The sequence below is a fragment of the Paenibacillus sp. NPDC057967 genome, assembly GCF_042887015.1.
Lineage (GTDB): Bacteria > Bacillota > Bacilli > Paenibacillales > Paenibacillaceae > Pristimantibacillus.
This window is the reverse complement of the sequence record NZ_JBHVQB010000005.1, coordinates 201,515-217,178: the sequence shown is the minus strand read 5'-3', so window position 1 is coordinate 217,178 and position 15,664 is coordinate 201,515. Positions and strand designations below refer to the sequence as shown.

The 15,664-nt window shown below is 50.7% G+C and carries 13 protein-coding genes; 1 reads left to right on the top strand and 12 read right to left on the bottom strand.

All coding sequences use genetic code 11. The annotated features are described in order from the left end of the window. Positions 1 to 3: 3 nt before the first annotated feature. From fliF to sucC, 12 genes are all read right to left on the bottom strand, one after another. Positions 4 to 1,581 carry a flagellar basal-body MS-ring/collar protein FliF gene (fliF, locus tag ACFVSO_RS14615; RefSeq protein ID WP_387474708.1) on the bottom strand — a complete coding sequence of 526 codons (1,578 nt, stop codon included), beginning with the start codon at positions 1,579 to 1,581 and terminating at the stop codon, positions 4 to 6. Between the two features lie 42 nt (positions 1,582 to 1,623). Next, complete coding sequence (fliE, locus tag ACFVSO_RS14610) at positions 1,624 to 1,929, bottom strand: flagellar hook-basal body complex protein FliE (protein WP_483875066.1); 306 nt, start codon at positions 1,927 to 1,929, stop codon at positions 1,624 to 1,626. Positions 1,930 to 1,955: 26 nt separating this feature from the next. After that, on the bottom strand, positions 1,956 to 2,408 hold the full coding sequence (flgC, locus tag ACFVSO_RS14605) for a flagellar basal body rod protein FlgC (RefSeq protein ID WP_387474704.1): 453 nt from the start codon (positions 2,406 to 2,408) through the stop codon (positions 1,956 to 1,958). A gap of 3 nt (positions 2,409 to 2,411) precedes the next feature. After that, the gene (gene flgB / locus ACFVSO_RS14600) at positions 2,412 to 2,822 is read right to left on the bottom strand and encodes a flagellar basal body rod protein FlgB (protein ID WP_387474702.1); all 411 of its coding nucleotides are present in this window, start codon (positions 2,820 to 2,822) and stop codon (positions 2,412 to 2,414) included. Between the two features lie 220 nt (positions 2,823 to 3,042). Further along, entirely contained in the window at positions 3,043 to 3,813 is a 771-nt protein-coding gene (codY, locus tag ACFVSO_RS14595; protein ID WP_387474700.1) for a GTP-sensing pleiotropic transcriptional regulator CodY, read from the bottom strand. Positions 3,814 to 3,841: 28 nt separating this feature from the next. After that, on the bottom strand, positions 3,842 to 5,242 hold the full coding sequence (gene hslU, locus ACFVSO_RS14590) for an ATP-dependent protease ATPase subunit HslU (protein WP_387474698.1): 1,401 nt from the start codon (positions 5,240 to 5,242) through the stop codon (positions 3,842 to 3,844). Positions 5,243 to 5,266: 24 nt separating this feature from the next. Beyond that, positions 5,267 to 5,812, bottom strand: coding sequence for an ATP-dependent protease subunit HslV (gene hslV / locus ACFVSO_RS14585; RefSeq protein ID WP_387474696.1), 546 nt, complete (start codon positions 5,810 to 5,812; stop codon positions 5,267 to 5,269). 175 nt (positions 5,813 to 5,987) lie between these two features. Beyond that, positions 5,988 to 7,316 carry an FADH(2)-oxidizing methylenetetrahydrofolate--tRNA-(uracil(54)-C(5))-methyltransferase TrmFO gene (gene trmFO, locus ACFVSO_RS14580; protein ID WP_387474694.1) on the bottom strand — a complete coding sequence of 443 codons (1,329 nt, stop codon included), beginning with the start codon at positions 7,314 to 7,316 and terminating at the stop codon, positions 5,988 to 5,990. Between the two features lie 713 nt (positions 7,317 to 8,029). After that, entirely contained in the window at positions 8,030 to 10,129 is a 2,100-nt protein-coding gene (gene topA / locus ACFVSO_RS14575; protein ID WP_387474692.1) for a type I DNA topoisomerase, read from the bottom strand. Between the two features lie 28 nt (positions 10,130 to 10,157). Then, positions 10,158 to 11,285: a DNA-processing protein DprA gene (gene dprA, locus ACFVSO_RS14570; protein WP_387474690.1), complete on the bottom strand. Its 1,128-nt coding sequence runs from the start codon at positions 11,283 to 11,285 to the stop codon at positions 10,158 to 10,160. Positions 11,286 to 11,564: 279 nt separating this feature from the next. After that, positions 11,565 to 12,497, bottom strand: coding sequence for a succinate--CoA ligase subunit alpha (gene sucD / locus ACFVSO_RS14565; RefSeq protein ID WP_387474688.1), 933 nt, complete (start codon positions 12,495 to 12,497; stop codon positions 11,565 to 11,567). Between the two features lie 60 nt (positions 12,498 to 12,557). Next, positions 12,558 to 13,718: an ADP-forming succinate--CoA ligase subunit beta gene (gene sucC / locus ACFVSO_RS14560; protein WP_387474686.1), complete on the bottom strand. Its 1,161-nt coding sequence runs from the start codon at positions 13,716 to 13,718 to the stop codon at positions 12,558 to 12,560. Between the two features lie 316 nt (positions 13,719 to 14,034). Between sucC and ACFVSO_RS14555 the strand changes: the two genes are divergently transcribed. Next, on the top strand, positions 14,035 to 15,594 hold the full coding sequence (locus ACFVSO_RS14555) for a YifB family Mg chelatase-like AAA ATPase (RefSeq protein ID WP_387474684.1): 1,560 nt from the start codon (positions 14,035 to 14,037) through the stop codon (positions 15,592 to 15,594). Positions 15,595 to 15,664 lie beyond the last annotated feature (70 nt).

Here is a 15,664-nt window from a genome sequence, read left to right as displayed (position 1 = left end):
CCTCTATTCATCCACAAGCCAGGTGCGAAGGAGGTTGACGAATTCGTCAGGCTTGCGTTTGGCGAGTGTTTCAAGATTTTTACGTGCTTGGCTGTCGTTATTGACACTTTCAAAATCAAGTGTCGGATACTCCATTTTAGAAGGAGCAGCAGCCATCTCCACTTCCTCAACTTGCGCCTGTTTCCGTCTGCGTGTGAGCATAACGACGAGTCCGCCGATAATGGCCAGCGCAGCAACGCCGATGCCGATTGCCCAAGGCATGGAAAGACCGCTTGTTTGAGTTGCCGTGGCACTTTCCGCAAAATTTCTTGCGATAAGCGAAACTTTTTTGTTGATTAGAGCGTCATCATTAACATCCTGTCCCGAATCAGCGAGCTGGGAGCGAACCAAAGTAGTCAAGTAATTGGTAATTGCCGCTCTAGAATCCTCGTCGTTAAGCTGCGCTGCTTCAACACCAATACTGATGGACAAGTCTTTTAGGACAAAAGGCCCAGATTCGATATTGTTATTGATACGATCAAATTCATAATTCCGAACTTGCGAGTTTGATTCCGACGAATTGCTGCCTTGTCCCGCCGCTTCATAACCCGGTATATCTGTCTCGCCCGTCCCTGCTACTCCACCCGCTTGCGCGGAAGATCCCGTTGAAGACGAGCTGTTCAACTCTTCACTCAGAACAATGCCGTTGTTGTTATTATTTTGCAAAGGTCTAACCAGGCTCTCCTGTGTCAGCTTCTTATCAAAGTTCATGCTGCTGGAGATACTGACCACCAGATTGTCGGTGCCTACAATACGACCAAGGAACTCCTGGATATTCTTCTTAAGATCCGACTCGTATTTGCTTTGAATCTGGAACTGCAACTCAACCAGGTCCGTACTCCCTGTTCCGACTCCACCTGCCTCAGTGGAAACCAGTTCGCCATGCTGCTTGGAAGAAATCGTGATATCCTTGATCGCAAGATCCGCGACTGTAGCTCTCACCAAATTGTAATAGCCGTCGATTTCTTTTTGATTCGGTCTGTATCCCGGCTTGAATTGCATGACGATCGCAGCCGATGCTTTGGTTGCGTCTTCCGGTCTTAAAAACACGCTTTCTTCTGGCGAGTTGATTAGCACCTTGGAGCTCTCAACTCCTTGCAGTCCGTTAAGCAATTTCTGAACTTCGCCATTCAGCGCATTCTGGTAAAGAACATTAAATTCATTTTCCGTCGTGCCAAGCTTAGACGAATTAGAGCTGAAAATTTCAAAACCGATAGAACCATTCTGCACCAAGCCTTGAGAGCCTGCATCCACTTTCACTCGGGATGCGATATTGCTTGGTACTAAGATGCTAGTGCCATTGGCTTCAAGCTTGTAAGGAATACTGCTAGCGTCCAGATAGCTCATAACCGCTGCTGAATCTGTCGCATCCAGATTTTGGAACGCAAGCTCATATTCCGTTCTCGTGAACACAATTGTCAGCAGGATGACCGCCAACAACAATCCGCTAATAGATGCCCCCAACCATATTTTTTGTTTTTTGCCCATCTGGCTCCAGAACAGCTTGAGCCGTTCGCGATATTGGGCGAATCTCTCGTTCACATTGTCACCTCACCCAAATACTTTGCTAGGAAAAAAGTACGATTAAATTTGCATCCGCATAATTTCTTGATATGCCTCAACAACCTTGTTGCGGACTTGTGAGGTAAACTGCAAACTGAGATGTGCTTGTTCTGACGCCAGAAGCACTTGCGTAACGTCAACCTGACCAACCAAATACTGATCATTTAGCTTGTGGACATTTTTCTCCTGAGCGCTGACACTCTCAAGCGCTGTCTGCAGGTATTGACCAAAACTCTGTGTCAACTCAGCCGGAGTCGCTTGCTCAATCGGCTTGGTCTGTACCATTTTAGCTGGGGCCACCGGGCCCAATGACATCGATTGAATCATCATATTCCTCCGGTCTTCTATCGTTTTTAACCTCTTCCGATCTCGAGCGCCTTCATAAACATCGACTTTGTGGCGTTGATCGCTGTCACGTTCGCCTCATAGGCTCTCGATGCTGCAATCATATCTACCATTTCCTTTGCTACGTCAACATTAGGCATATGTACATAACCACTTTCATCTGCATCGGGGTGAGTTGGATTGTATACCAGCTTGTTTGGCGTCTGGTCTTCTTGAATGCGGCTTACCTTTACCCCTTGAGCAGTTCCACTGCGCCCCATCTCATTGGCAAGGACATTCGAAAATGATTGCCCATTCGGTTCCAACACGACCAGCTTTCGCTTATACGGTTCGAACTTTCCGTTAACGAAGCTTCCGCGTGTTGTCTCGGCATTGGCAATATTGGAGGAGATGACATCCATCCGCATGCGCTGCGCCGTTAGCGCCGATGCGCTTACATCAAATCCCGTTGACAATTTCATCGTCTAGCCCCTCCCTTCTATTGCGGTACGCATCATTTTCAGATCATGATTAATTTGCTGGGTATACAAATAATAGCTCAGTTGGTTCTTGGCAAGAAGTGACATCTCACGATCAGGGTCGACGTTGTTCTTATTGTTGTTCATGGTAGTCGATTCGTCGGTTACGACCTCAGCAACTGGCAATCTGGAAGCGTTCGAGCCGATCGGAATATGTCTGCTGTCACTGCTTCGACCCGCCAATTTACGTTCTGGCCCCATCGTTTCCTCTAGCAATTGCTCGAATACTAGCTCTGATCGTTTGAAATGCGGCGTCTCGGCGTTAGCAATATTGTTCGAGATGACGCGCTGCCTGATTTCTGCAGCATATGCCGCAGCCTCCATCCGTTGAAATGCTGCGCCATTCAACAATTTCATGTAGTTTCACCACTTTCGCTATAGAAATCTTAAGTTACCTATTCAACAGAATAATCTTCATTCCTTCTTCATTCGACATAAAAACATTAAAAAAATGAGATAAATCTGTCGATTATTGCTGACACGAATATCTTCATCAATTCCCTAAATTATTACAATAAGAAAATAGCCCTATCTTTGATTAAAAGATAGGGCTTCCATGGTTAAATCGGACTAGGTCCTATGATTTTATCTTTTCGAGCTCTTGCAGCAGCTGATGGTTCAAAATCCGGATATAGGTCCCCTTCATCCCGAGTGATCTCGTCTCAATGACGCCTGCACTCTCCAGCTTACGCAGCGCATTGACGATCACGGAACGTGTAATGCCAACGCGGTCTGCAATCTTTGATGCGACCAGCAGACCTTCCTTCCCGTCCAGCTCTTCAAAGATATGCTCAACGGCCTCAAGTTCGCTGAAGGACAATGATCCTACCGCAACAGAGACAACGGCGCGGCTGCGAACCTCCTGCTCAATCTCATCAGCGCGCTCACGCAAAATCTCCATTCCAACGATCGTCGACCCATATTCGGCAAGAACCAAGTCATCATCATTAAATGAGCCTGATGGCCTAGTCAGCACAAGCGTGCCAAGCCGGTCACCGCCACCAATAATAGGTACTACTGTCATTATTTCCTGGTCACCCAGGCGTGTCAGCGACTGGAACATGTCTGGCTCAGGCTTGACGTTAGTCATCGATTCTCCTGTCTCCAGGAAGCTGGCATTCGTCTCTGGCGAGAAGCGAAGCTCGTCCCCCGTAAGATTACGGATAAAATCATGATCATACACGTCCACGGCTGCTGAACCCAAAATTTTGCCTTTGCGGCTTACGACGAATACGTTGCTTTGCACGGTAGAGCATAGCACCTCAGCCATTTCTCTGAAGCTGAGAGCTTTGCCGGCCGCTCGCTGGAGCAGCCGGTTCAGCGTTCTTGTCTTGTTCAATAAACTCATTTCCAAATGCCTCCCAAAACTGTAACCACTACAATATATATTGACTCAGATCGCGATCTTTGGCAATGCTGCCAAGTTTCTCGCGCACATATTCCGGCGTAATTGTCATTTTCTCCAAAGAAAGCTCAGGCGCTTCAAAGGAAAGGTCCTCTAGCAGCTTCTCCAAAATCGTGTGGAGTCTGCGCGCACCGATATTCTCCATATTGCGATTCACATCCGCGGCGATAGACGCCAGCTCATGGATCGCCTCCGGCGAAAACTCCACCTCAATGCCTTCCGTTTGCAGCAATGCCGTATACTGCTTCGTTAACGCATTTCTCGGCTCGGTCAGGATGCTAATAAAGTCATCCAGACTAAGGCTAGTCAGCTCCACCCTGATCGGGAACCGTCCCTGCAGCTCCGGAATAAGATCCGAAGGTTTGGCAACATGGAATGCTCCTGCCGCAATAAACAGCACGTAGTCCGTTTTGACCGGGCCATACTTGGTCATGACGGTTGATCCCTCAACGATCGGCAGAATATCTCTCTGCACGCCCTCACGGGACACATCAGGACCTGAACCGCGTGAAGGGCTGGCAATCTTATCGATCTCATCGATAAAGATAATGCCGCTTTGCTCAGCGCGAATGATCGATTCCGAGATGACGTCGTCCATGTCGATCAGCTTGTTCGCCTCTTCCTGAATGAGCGCTTTCCGCGCTTCTTTCACAGGGAGCTTACGTTTTTTAGGCTTTTTAGGCATCAGCTGGCCGAAGAGCTCTTGCATATTCATACCCATGCCTTCGGGACCTTGGCCCGATAGCATATCGAGCATATTAGGCGACGTGTCCTCCACTTCAATCTCGATCACTTCATTCTCAAGATTTCCTGCCTCTAGCTGCTCACGGATTTGATAACGTTTGGCTTGCAGAGAATGATCCTGTTCTTGGTCTTTCTCCTCTTCCTTCTCTTCGCTGCCGCCGCCGAACAGCATCTCGAACGGATTTTTATTCGACTTCGGCTTCACCGCGGAAGGAGCAAGCAGCAGAACGATCCGCTCGTTAGCCAGTTTCTCCGCCTTATCCTTGACGCCTTCTGTTTTTTCCGCCTTGACCATGCGAATCGCGATCTCCACCAAATCACGGACCATCGACTCCACATCACGGCCGACGTATCCGACCTCGGTAAACTTGGTTGCCTCCAGCTTAACGAACGGCGCTTTGACCAGTTTGGCGAGCCTGCGTGCGATTTCGGTCTTGCCGACGCCGGTAGGCCCGATCATCAGGATGTTTTTCGGCACGATCTCATCCCGTATCGTCTCATCCAGCTTGCTTCTCCGATAACGGTTCCGAAGCGCTACCGCAACGGAACGCTTGGCGTCCTTCTGGCCAACGATATATTTATCCAGCTCCGCGACGATCTGGCGCGGTGTCAGTGCGTCTTTTCCCATTCTCCATCGCCTCCGCTTCTTCTACTAGCCGATTTCTTCTACAATAATGTTCGAATTCGTATACACGCATATCTCAGCCGCAATCTGCAGGGACGACTTCGCGATTTCTTTCGCCTCCATACCAGGTGCATGACGCTTAAGCGCCCTGGCAGCCGACAAGGCGAACGTTCCGCCGGAGCCAATAGCCAGAATATCATCATCTGGCTCAATGATTTCCCCGTTGCCGGAGATGAGCAAGAGGCCGCTCTTATCCATGACAAGCATCATTGCCTCCAGCTTGCGCAGGATGCGGTCGGAACGCCAGTCCTTGGCCAATTCGACGGCGGCACGCTGCAAATTGCCGTGGTGCTCCTCCAGCTTCGCCTCGAACTTCTCAAACAAGGTGATCGCATCCGCTACCGACCCGGCGAACCCGGCAACAACTTGACCCCGATACAGACGTCTAACCTTTTTCGCTGTGTTTTTCATCACCATGCTATTGCCGAACGTCACTTGACCGTCGCCTGCAATAGCTCCTTTTCCTTCATGACGAACCGCACAGATCGTCGTCGCATGAAATTGCATTTCCATCGGCCAGGCCTCCTTCAAGTAGTAAGAAATCGTATTCGCCCTCGAATGAAGAGGATCATCTCTTACGGTACAAACCGTTGCAACCGGCGCATATGCTTAAGTACTATGATTCATAGTGTTGCAAAATACTTGTTTTGAGAATAAATCGCAGCCGGATAGGCTGAACACCTCTATGTTACTGTACGGCGGCCGACGATAAATGTTCCTGTTTAAATTGCTCAATGCGCTCCAAAGCGCGATTCGCAATCGCTTCATTTTTTTCTTTCTTGTTCTTGATCCGTTTCTCTAGCGGCGGGAACAAGCCGAAATTGGCGTTCATCGGCTGGAAATGCTTGAAATCTGCCGTCGTAATATAATGAGCCATGCTGCCTAGTGCTGTCTGCTCAGGCAATATGAGAGGTTCGAGTCCCTTCGCCACACGAGCGGCGTTCAAGCCCGCAATCAGGCCCGATGCAGCCGACTCGACGTACCCTTCCACGCCCGTCATTTGGCCGGCAAAAAATAATGTATCCCTGTTTTGAGTCTGGTAAGTCGGCTTCAGCAATTTGGGCGAGTTGATGAACGTATTGCGGTGCATGACGCCATAGCGGACAAACTCCGCATTCTCAAGCCCTGGAATAAGCGAGAATACGCGCTTCTGCTCGCCCCACTTCAAGTGGGTTTGGAAGCCAACCATATTATAAAGCGTACCCGCAGCATTATCCTGACGCAGTTGGATAACCGCATGAGGAAGCTTGCCCGTATGCGGGTTGACCAGTCCCACAGGCTTCATCGGGCCAAACAAAGCAGTCTGCTTGCCCCTGCTCATCATAACCTCGATCGGCATGCAGCCTTCGAAATAAATTTCTTTCTCGAATTCCTTAAGCTCCGCCTTCTCAGCTGTGATGATGGCTTCGTAGAACACGTTGAATTCTTCTTCGGTCATCGGGCAGTTCAAATAAGCAGCTTCACCTTTGTCATATCGGGACGCCAAATAGACTTTGCTCATGTCAATCGATTCTTTGTCTATAATCGGAGCTGCCGCATCGTAGAAGTAGAAGTATTCTTCGCCGAGCAAACCCTGTATTTGCTTGGAGAGATCCGGCGCCGTAAGCGGGCCGGTAGCAATAACCGTGATGCCGTCTTGCGGAATTTCCGTTACTTCTTCATTACGCACCTCAATAAGCGGATGATTATGGAGCCTGCTCGTAATTTCACCGGAGAATCCGTCGCGGTCAACCGCAAGCGCCCCGCCTGCAGGCACCGCATGAAGATCAGCGCTGCTTAAGATAATAGAGTTCAGCATGCGCATTTCTTCCTTCAATACGCCTACTGCATTGGCCAAGCCATTAGCGCGAAGACTGTTGCTGCATACCAGCTCAGCGAATTGATTCGTATGATGGGCTGGCGTCTGTCTTACTGGGCGCATTTCATATAAAGTAACGGGCACGCCTTGCGAGGCGATTTGCCAAGCGGCTTCACTTCCGGCAAGTCCTGCTCCGATTACGGTTACTTTCTGTGTCAATGGTGTTCATTCCTTTCCGTAGTTTAAACCCCAAAACCCCTAAGGGATTTCGAACCCTCCCAAACCCTCCCTTCCAAGGGAGGGCCCCAAGGTGCTGCGCCCCTCTGGACACCCGCCTGAATGACGAACATACCTACAGCTAGGATTTGTTGAGCCTGCCTGCATAGAACGCTTAGCCCCTTCGGGACAAGCTCCAGTTTATGCGAACAACCTTTCAGTCAAGCACCAGATCGTGCAAACAAACCTTTCGGTTAAGCTCCAGTTCGTGCGAACAGCCCCTTTCGGGACAAGCTCCAGTTTGTACTCAGATACAACCCATCTACTGGCAACCATTCGTGTGACTCAGCTCAATGCCCGGAGACAAGCTCCAAGCTCGCGCGATTAACCCTTGGTGGGTTTTTAAGATTCTTTATTTTTGCTATAAGGCGATTCGTAATTATGAATAGTTCTGCATCGCGTGATGCTATTTTTCATTTCATAAATGATATTGCAAGGCGCAGACGATCGATTATACCACAATCGGGACGGCTGATCTAATATAGAATCAACAAGAGCGCCAAATGTGCGTTTTATATGCAAATAATAAACTTGCCTTGGCAAACAGTTCCAAGCCTGAGGAAGTCCTTCAAACAACATCATCCTCCCTGATGCAGGGAGGACGTGTGGTTACGTGTGTGCGATATGCAAGTCAGCGCGAGGCCATGTTACAAACCCTACGCCTGTTCTTCCTGATCATCATCCTGTACTTCCTCCGAATAATCGCAGGAAACACATTGCAGCTTCACGCCGCTGCGATTTCGCTTCTCGACAAGCATGGCCTCGCAATTCGGGCACGGCTTGCCGGTCGGCTTATCCCAGGATACATAATCGCAGCCCGGATACTGGTCGCAGCCGTAGAAGATGCGGCCCTTCTTACTGCGCCGCTCAATAATATGGCCTTCGCCGCATTTCGGACAGTCGACTCCGATATCTTTGACGATCGGCTTTGTATTCCGGCATTCCGGGAAGCCCGAGCATGCCAGGAACTTGCCGAAGCGCCCCATCTTGTACACCAGATGTCTGCCGCATTTCTCGCAGATCTCGTCGGATACCTCGTCTTGTATCTCGATTTCTTTCATCTCTTCTTCCGCAACTTCAAGCCGCTTCTCGAAGGAATCATAGAAATTAGCCAGTACCTTTACCCAATCTTCCGTTCCTTCCTCGACATGGTCGAGGTTGCCTTCCATGTTAGCCGTAAACTCCGCATCCAGAATTTCGGGGAAAAACTCCTCCATCAACTGAATGACCAGATCACCAAGTTCTGTCGGCATAAATTTCTTTTCTTCCATCGCTACATACCCGCGCTTCTGGATCGTCTCCAGCGTCGGCGCGTACGTACTTGGCCGGCCAATGCCCAGCTCCTCCAGCGTTCGGACGAGCCTTGCCTCTGAATATCTTGGAGGCGGCTGTGTGAAGTGCTGCTTAGGCTCGATGCTGTCCGACTGGATGACGTCGCCAACTGCAAGCTGCGGCAAAAACTTGTGTTCTTCAACGGTGCCGTCATCATTGCCCTCAACATACACCTTCATAAACCCGGCGAATTTCACCTTGGAGCCAGTAGCTCGGAACACCGTCTTGCCGGATTCCATATCGACAGTCATCGTGTCAAGAATCGCGGAGGACATTTGGCTGGAGACAAAACGCTCCCATACCAGTTTGTACAACCGGAATTGATCTCTTGAAAGAAATGGCTTCATCGTCTCCGGATCACGTAGAATCGATGTCGGACGGATCGCCTCATGCGCATCTTGTGCATTGCTGTTCTTCTTGGTGTAGACACGCGGCTGCTCTGGTGCGTAATCCGGTCCGTATTTGTCGACGATATATTCTTTTGCTTCTTCTTGGGCTACAGGAGAGATCCGGGTCGAATCCGTTCTCATATACGTAATGAGACCCACCGTACCTTCTTTCCCCAGCTCGACACCCTCATACAACTGCTGAGCTACGGACATCGTCTTTGATGCACGGAACCCGATCTTGCGTGCCGCTTCCTGTTGAAGCGAGCTTGTAATGAACGGAGGAGCCGGATTGCGAAGACGCTCCTTCTCCTTCACTTGGGCTACGGTGAACGGATTGCCGCCCATAGCCTGCAGCACTTCCTGCACATCGGCTTCCTTGCCAAGCTCCCGCTTCTCTCCAAGAATGGAATGATATTTGGCTTCGAATGCAATGCCGCCATGGCTCAGCTTTGCTGTAATCGACCAATATTCTTCCGGCACGAACGCGTCAATCTCATTATCGCGATCAATAATCAGCTTCACCGCGACAGATTGCACCCGTCCGGCAGACAGCCCTTTTTTGACTTTCTTCCATAATAAAGGACTGATCTTATAGCCTACCAGACGATCCAATATCCGTCTCGCCTGCTGGGCGTTAACCAAATCCATGTTGATTTTCCGCGGATGCTTGAACGCATCCTTAACGGCTTGCTTTGTTATTTCATTAAATACGACGCGGCAAGTATCTTTTTCGTTCAGCTCCAGGTAATGGGCCAAATGCCAGGCGATCGCTTCTCCCTCGCGATCGGGGTCAGCCGCTAGAAAGACGTTTTTCACTTTTTTGCTGGCATCCTTCAATTCTTTCAGCACGCTGCCCTTGCCGCGAATCGTAATGTATTTCGGATTAAAATCATTTTCGACCTCGACGCCGATCTGGCTCTTAGGCAAATCCCTGATATGACCCATGGACGCTTTTACGATATATTTGCTGCCCAAATACTTTCCAATCGTTTTGGCTTTGGCCGGTGATTCGACAATGACTAATGAATCTGCCATGCGAGGTGCCTCCTCTCTCTACGACAAGTTACAATGCTATATATATGGAACCGGGCTGAAGCTCGATTTTCCGTTTTATACATAAATTTAGCAGAAGTGCGTTCAAATGTCCAAACGGAATAGCGGACAGCTCGTGCAATTCATTAATGGATAAGGGTTGATCCTGTAAAAAAGCAATTAATTTGCGCTCCTCCGGCTCTAGCGATTCTGTCACCAGCATCGCTGAATCATGCGCTCCGCCGCTCCCAAATGGGGCGGCTTGGTCGAGAAGCCAAGGCAGCTCTTCAAATATCTGCGGCGTCTCGCTCAGCAATCGCGCTTTCCCCTCACGTATAAGCTCATTGGGCCCATCGCTTTTTGGAGACGTAATCTGTCCTGGGACAGCAAATAGCTCGCGATCCATCTGAAGCGCGTGCTTGGCTGTAATCAGCGAGCCGCTTTTGCGAGCACCTTCGACGACAATTGTCGCCCTGCTGAGCGCTGCAATAATACGATTGCGCTGATGAAATTGGCCTGGATGGAGCTTTGTGCCGATCGGAGTCTCCGACAGCAGCAAGCCCTTTTCACTCAATTGCCGAAATAAAGAAGCGTTCTCTGTCGGATAGCAGGTATCAATCGGCGTTGGCAGCACAGCAATCGTGCCTCCTGGGCCCTTCATTGCCGCTTCATGGGCTTTGGAGTCAATCCCCCGAGCAAGACCACTCACAACTGTAACCCCCGCCTCAGAGAGCTCCTGAGCGATAGCAGAAGCCATATGTCTTCCATAGGCTGTCGGCACTCGCGTACCGACCATCGCAACAGCTGGACGCTCCAGCAGCTCCAATCGCCCCTTGGCGTATAATACCCAGGGAGGCTGCGCGATCTCCAGCAGTATGGAAGGATACTCAACATCGAAAGGCGTAAGGACAGCTACATCGTCTCGATCCTTAAGCGCTCCTGCGCCCGCCGCTTCCCTCCAGGCAGCATCTCGAAAAAAATGCCCCGTCTTCTCCGCTTGCTCCTGCTTAAGACCGATGTCCAGCAACTCTTGCAAGGTCCAGTCATGCTTGCGCCACAACCGATGACGCACCGCTTTCTCAACGGCATGCCAGCCAATGCCTGGCCGTTCATAATAGGCAATGACCATTCTTCTGCGCAACTTATGCTCGTTATCCATATAACTAGCCCTCATTTCTTTCGGGCCGGCCTGCATTCCTATCTATTGTGCGTTACGGAGAAGCAGAATGCAAGTCGGCCGCCAAATTTGTAAGCCGTCCCAGGTTGGACGTCCAAGCTTATACGGCGTGAATCCGTGATTCTCTCCATGAAAAACATCCATTAGCCATGTTCTATACTGAACGATCAGCATTCAAGTCGGTACGAACCGTTCAAACAAAAAAAGCAACCTTCAGACACCGTGCTTGGCGTCCAAAGGTTGCTTACCTTTATTATATGTTTACTTGCGAGTGATGCATTTCTCTAGCAAGCCTTGTTCTTCCAGAACGCTTACAAGCGTGGAGCCCATCTCCGATGGAGTTGGAGCTACTTTGATGCCGCAAGCTTCCAGCGTAGCGATTTTCTCAGCTGCAGTACCTTTGCCGCCGGAGATGATCGCGCCTGCATGGCCCATACGTTTGCCCGGAGGCGCCGTTGCGCCGCCGATGAAGCCAACAACCGGCTTCTTCATGTTCGCTTTGATCCACTCAGCTGCTTCTTCCTCAGCCGTGCCGCCGATCTCGCCGATCATGATAACCGCGTATGTGTCAGGGTCGTCGTTGAAACGACTCAGAATATCGATGAACTCGGAGCCTTTCACCGGGTCGCCGCCGATACCGACTGCGGAAGATTGACCGATGCCGCGAGTCGTCAGCTGATGAACCGCTTCATAAGTCAGTGTTCCGGAGCGCGATACGACGCCTACATGGCCAACTGTGTGAATGTAGCCCGGCATGATGCCGATTTTGCATTCTCCTGGCGTAATTACGCCAGGGCAGTTCGGTCCGATCAGAACCGTCTTGCTGCCTTCCATGTAACGTTTCACTTTCACCATGTCCAGAACCGGAATGCCTTCTGTAATACAGATGACCAGATCCAGCTCAGCATCGACGGCTTCCAAAATGGAATCAGCTGCGAACGCTGGCGGAACATAGATAACGGATGCCGTAGCGCCCGTTGCGTTTTTGGCTTCCAGAACGGTGTTGAATACCGGCAGGGAAACGACGGAGCCGTTCTCCAGCGTAATGTCAACGTTCGTGCCGCCTTTGCCAGGCGTTACTCCGCCTACCATCTGCGTGCCGTAGTCGAGAGCTCCCTTGGCATGGAACATGCCAGTTTTGCCTGTTATGCCTTGAGTGATGACCTTTGTATCCTTATTGACCAAAATACTCAACTTAACTCACATCCCCTGATTGAATTCGTATGCGTATCGTCAGCCGCAGGTTCAGCGGCTTTATTTTACGAGTGCGACAATTTTTTGCGCGCCGTCAGCCATGGAATCAGCTGCGACGATGTTAAGGCCGGATTCGTTCAGCAGCTTCTTGCCAAGCTCAACGTTCGTGCCTTCCAGGCGAACGACAAGCGGACGGTCAAGGCCAAGCTCTTTTGCAGCCGCAATAACGCCTTCCGCAATAACGTCGCATCTCATGATGCCGCCGAAAATGTTGACGAAAATGCCTTTTACTTTCTCGTCAGACAGGATGATTTTGAAAGCTTCCGTAACTTTCTCTTTCGTAGCACCGCCCCCTACGTCCAGGAAGTTGGCCGGGTCGCCGCCGTAGTATTTGATAATGTCCATTGTAGCCATAGCAAGTCCTGCGCCGTTAACCATGCAACCAATGTTGCCGTCAAGCGCAATGTAGCTAAGATCATATTTGGACGCTTCGATTTCTTTTGCGTCTTCTTCTTCCAGATCGCGCAGCTCAAGAATTTCTTTTTGGCGATAGAGCGCGTTGGAATCGAAGTTCAGCTTCGCGTCAAGCGCCATTACGTTGCCGTCACCCGTTACAACAAGCGGGTTAATCTCGGCGATCGAGCAGTCTTTCTCGACGAAAGCTGTGTATAGAGCCAGCATGAACTTCACAGCTTTGTTCACAAGCTCACTTGGAATATTGATCGCGTAAGCCAGCTTGCGCGCTTGGAAAGCTTGCATGCCGACAGCCGGATCGATAACTTCTTTGAAAATCTTTTCAGGGGAATGCTCGGCTACTTCTTCAATCTCCGTGCCGCCCTCTTCGGAAGCCATCATCGTCACACGGCCAGTGCCACGATCCAGTACGACGCCAATATAGTATTCTTTCTTAATATCGCAGCCTTGCTCGATCAGAAGACGTTTGACTTCTTTGCCTTCCGGACCCGTTTGGTGAGTCACAAGCACTTTGCCCAAGATTTCGCTCGCGAACGCGCGAACCTCGTCCAAATTTTTGGCTACTTTAACGCCGCCCGCTTTACCGCGGCCGCCTGCGTGGATTTGCGCCTTCACGACAACCACCGGTGTTCCTAGCGCTTGTGCCGCTTCGACAGCTTCGTCAACGGAGAATGCGACTTTGCCCTCCGGCACGACTACACCATACTGTTTCAGCACCGCTTTGCCTTGATACTCATGGATATTCATTGTTGAAATCCTCCATTTCACAGACTTGAATCAGTCATATGTACACAAACCTTTATCATTGTAGCACTTTTCCTTGTCCAGTTCCTTAGTTTTTCCTTGAAAGCGCAAACCTTTTTGATATGGATATCATCTCAAAATGAGATCAAAGCCTGACTTACGCCAACTAGTATGACCTAATTGATGTCTTTTAATCGCAGGGCAGACTGTTATTGACAGCGATGTTCCCTGCCGCTATGATAAGAATCAATCGAATGAAATGAGATACGTGAGGAAGCACCTTCGTGATGGATTTGACCGTCAATGGAGGTGCTTTTATTTGTTCAGCATCATGCACAGCGCCAGCGTAATCGGCGTGGAGGGGAAGAACATTTCGGTAGAGGTCGATATTAGCAGCGGCCTTCCTCAAGTAAGTGTAGTCGGACTGCCAGATCCCGCCGTCCGCGAATCGGTAGAGCGAGTCAGAGCCGCGATCAAGAACAGCGGCTTCTCATTCCCAATGGACCGTATTACTGTCAATCTGGCTCCAGCCGATCTTCGCAAGGAGGGAACAGCATTCGACCTGGCCATTGCAGCCGGAATATTGACTGCAAGCGGACAATTGGAGGCCTCTCTTTTGGAAGATGTCCTGCTCATCGGGGAATTGTCGCTTAACGGCGGAATCAAGCCGGTTACAGGCGTGCTTGCGATGTTGGAGCAAGCCAAGCAAATGGGAATTAGACGCGTACTCCTTCCGTCTGCCAACCGGAAAGAAGCCGCATGGATATCCGGAATCCACATTTACGCCCTGTCTCATTTGCACGAGCTTAAGCCCAAGAGCGGCTATCCCTCGTACTGGGACCAGTTCATCGATGACTCTGTGGCAGAAAACCCAGAAGCAAGCGGCAGTGAGATAGGACGGAGTCCCGACTGCGAGGACTTCGCCGATATTATCGGGCAGCATCAGGCCAAGCGGGCTATGCTGATAGCCGCTGCAGGCAAGCATAATATATTGCTGTGCGGTCCTCCGGGAACCGGCAAGACGATGATGATCCGGCGGCTGCCGGGCATCCTGCCGCAATTGACTGAGCAAGAAGCGCTGGAGGTGACCAAAATATACAGCGTCGCCGGCAAGCTGCCGGATGGAGCAGGCGGCTTGATGGTCCGTCCACCCTTTCGGTCTCCTCATCACAGCACCTCATCCGGCGGACTGATCGGAGGCGGCTCGATACCGAAGCCAGGCGAGATTACGCTCGCACATCGCGGCGTCTTGTTTCTGGATGAGCTGCCGGAATTCCCGCGCATGGTGCTGGAGCTGCTGAGACAGCCGCTTGAGGATCGGATCGTCTCGATCGCAAGAGCACGAGCTACAGTGCGTTTCCCTGCCAACATTATGCTTGCCGCATCCTATAACCCATGCCCATGCGGCTATTACGGGCATGACTATGGAGAGAAGCAATGCACCTGCAGCGCCCCGGTCATAGCGCGCTATCGCTCCAAGCTGTCCGGCCCGCTGCTCGACCGCCTCGATCTGCATATTGAGGTACCGCGGCCGGTTTCTTTTGATCAACCGGGCAACGATACCGTTTGCTCCACAGCAGAGCTTAAAGATATAGTGGAGGCCGCACGCTCCATCCAAATGGATAGAAACCGCAGGTGGGGCGCTATGACCAACGGCGAGCTAACTAGCGAGGGATTGCGCAAGACGGCAATGCTGAAGCCTGATGCCTATAAGCTGCTCGAGAATGCATTCCAGATTCTTGGCATCAGCATGCGCGCGTATGACCGATTGCTAAAGCTAGCAAGAACGATCGCTGATATCGAATGCAGCGAATCGGTCGAAGCCGAGCATGTGGCGGAAGCGATCCAATATCGCCGTATGGATGCTCGCATGACCTGATCATCTCCTCTTACCAATCAGCAGGATCAGTCTATTCAGTAAAGCATTAAACAACCAACATAGCCGCATC

What these genes read in the sequence shown, in the direction of transcription:
- fliE (WP_483875066.1), bottom strand. Translation starts at nt 1,929, where the DNA reads ATGATTCAATCGATGTCATTGGGCCCGGTGGCCCCAGCTAAAATGGTA.
- flgC (WP_387474704.1), bottom strand. Translation starts at nt 2,408, where the DNA reads ATGAAATTGTCAACGGGATTTGATGTAAGCGCATCGGCGCTAACGGCG.
- flgB (WP_387474702.1), bottom strand. Translation starts at nt 2,822, where the DNA reads ATGAAATTGTTGAATGGCGCAGCATTTCAACGGATGGAGGCTGCGGCA.
- codY (WP_387474700.1), bottom strand. Translation starts at nt 3,813, where the DNA reads ATGAGTTTATTGAACAAGACAAGAACGCTGAACCGGCTGCTCCAGCGA.
- hslU (WP_387474698.1), bottom strand. Translation starts at nt 5,242, where the DNA reads ATGGGAAAAGACGCACTGACACCGCGCCAGATCGTCGCGGAGCTGGAT.
- hslV (WP_387474696.1), bottom strand. Translation starts at nt 5,812, where the DNA reads ATGGAAATGCAATTTCATGCGACGACGATCTGTGCGGTTCGTCATGAA.
- topA (WP_387474692.1), bottom strand. Translation starts at nt 10,129, where the DNA reads ATGGCAGATTCATTAGTCATTGTCGAATCACCGGCCAAAGCCAAAACG.
- dprA (WP_387474690.1), bottom strand. Translation starts at nt 11,285, where the DNA reads ATGGATAACGAGCATAAGTTGCGCAGAAGAATGGTCATTGCCTATTAT.
- sucC (WP_387474686.1), bottom strand. Translation starts at nt 13,718, where the DNA reads ATGAATATCCATGAGTATCAAGGCAAAGCGGTGCTGAAACAGTATGGT.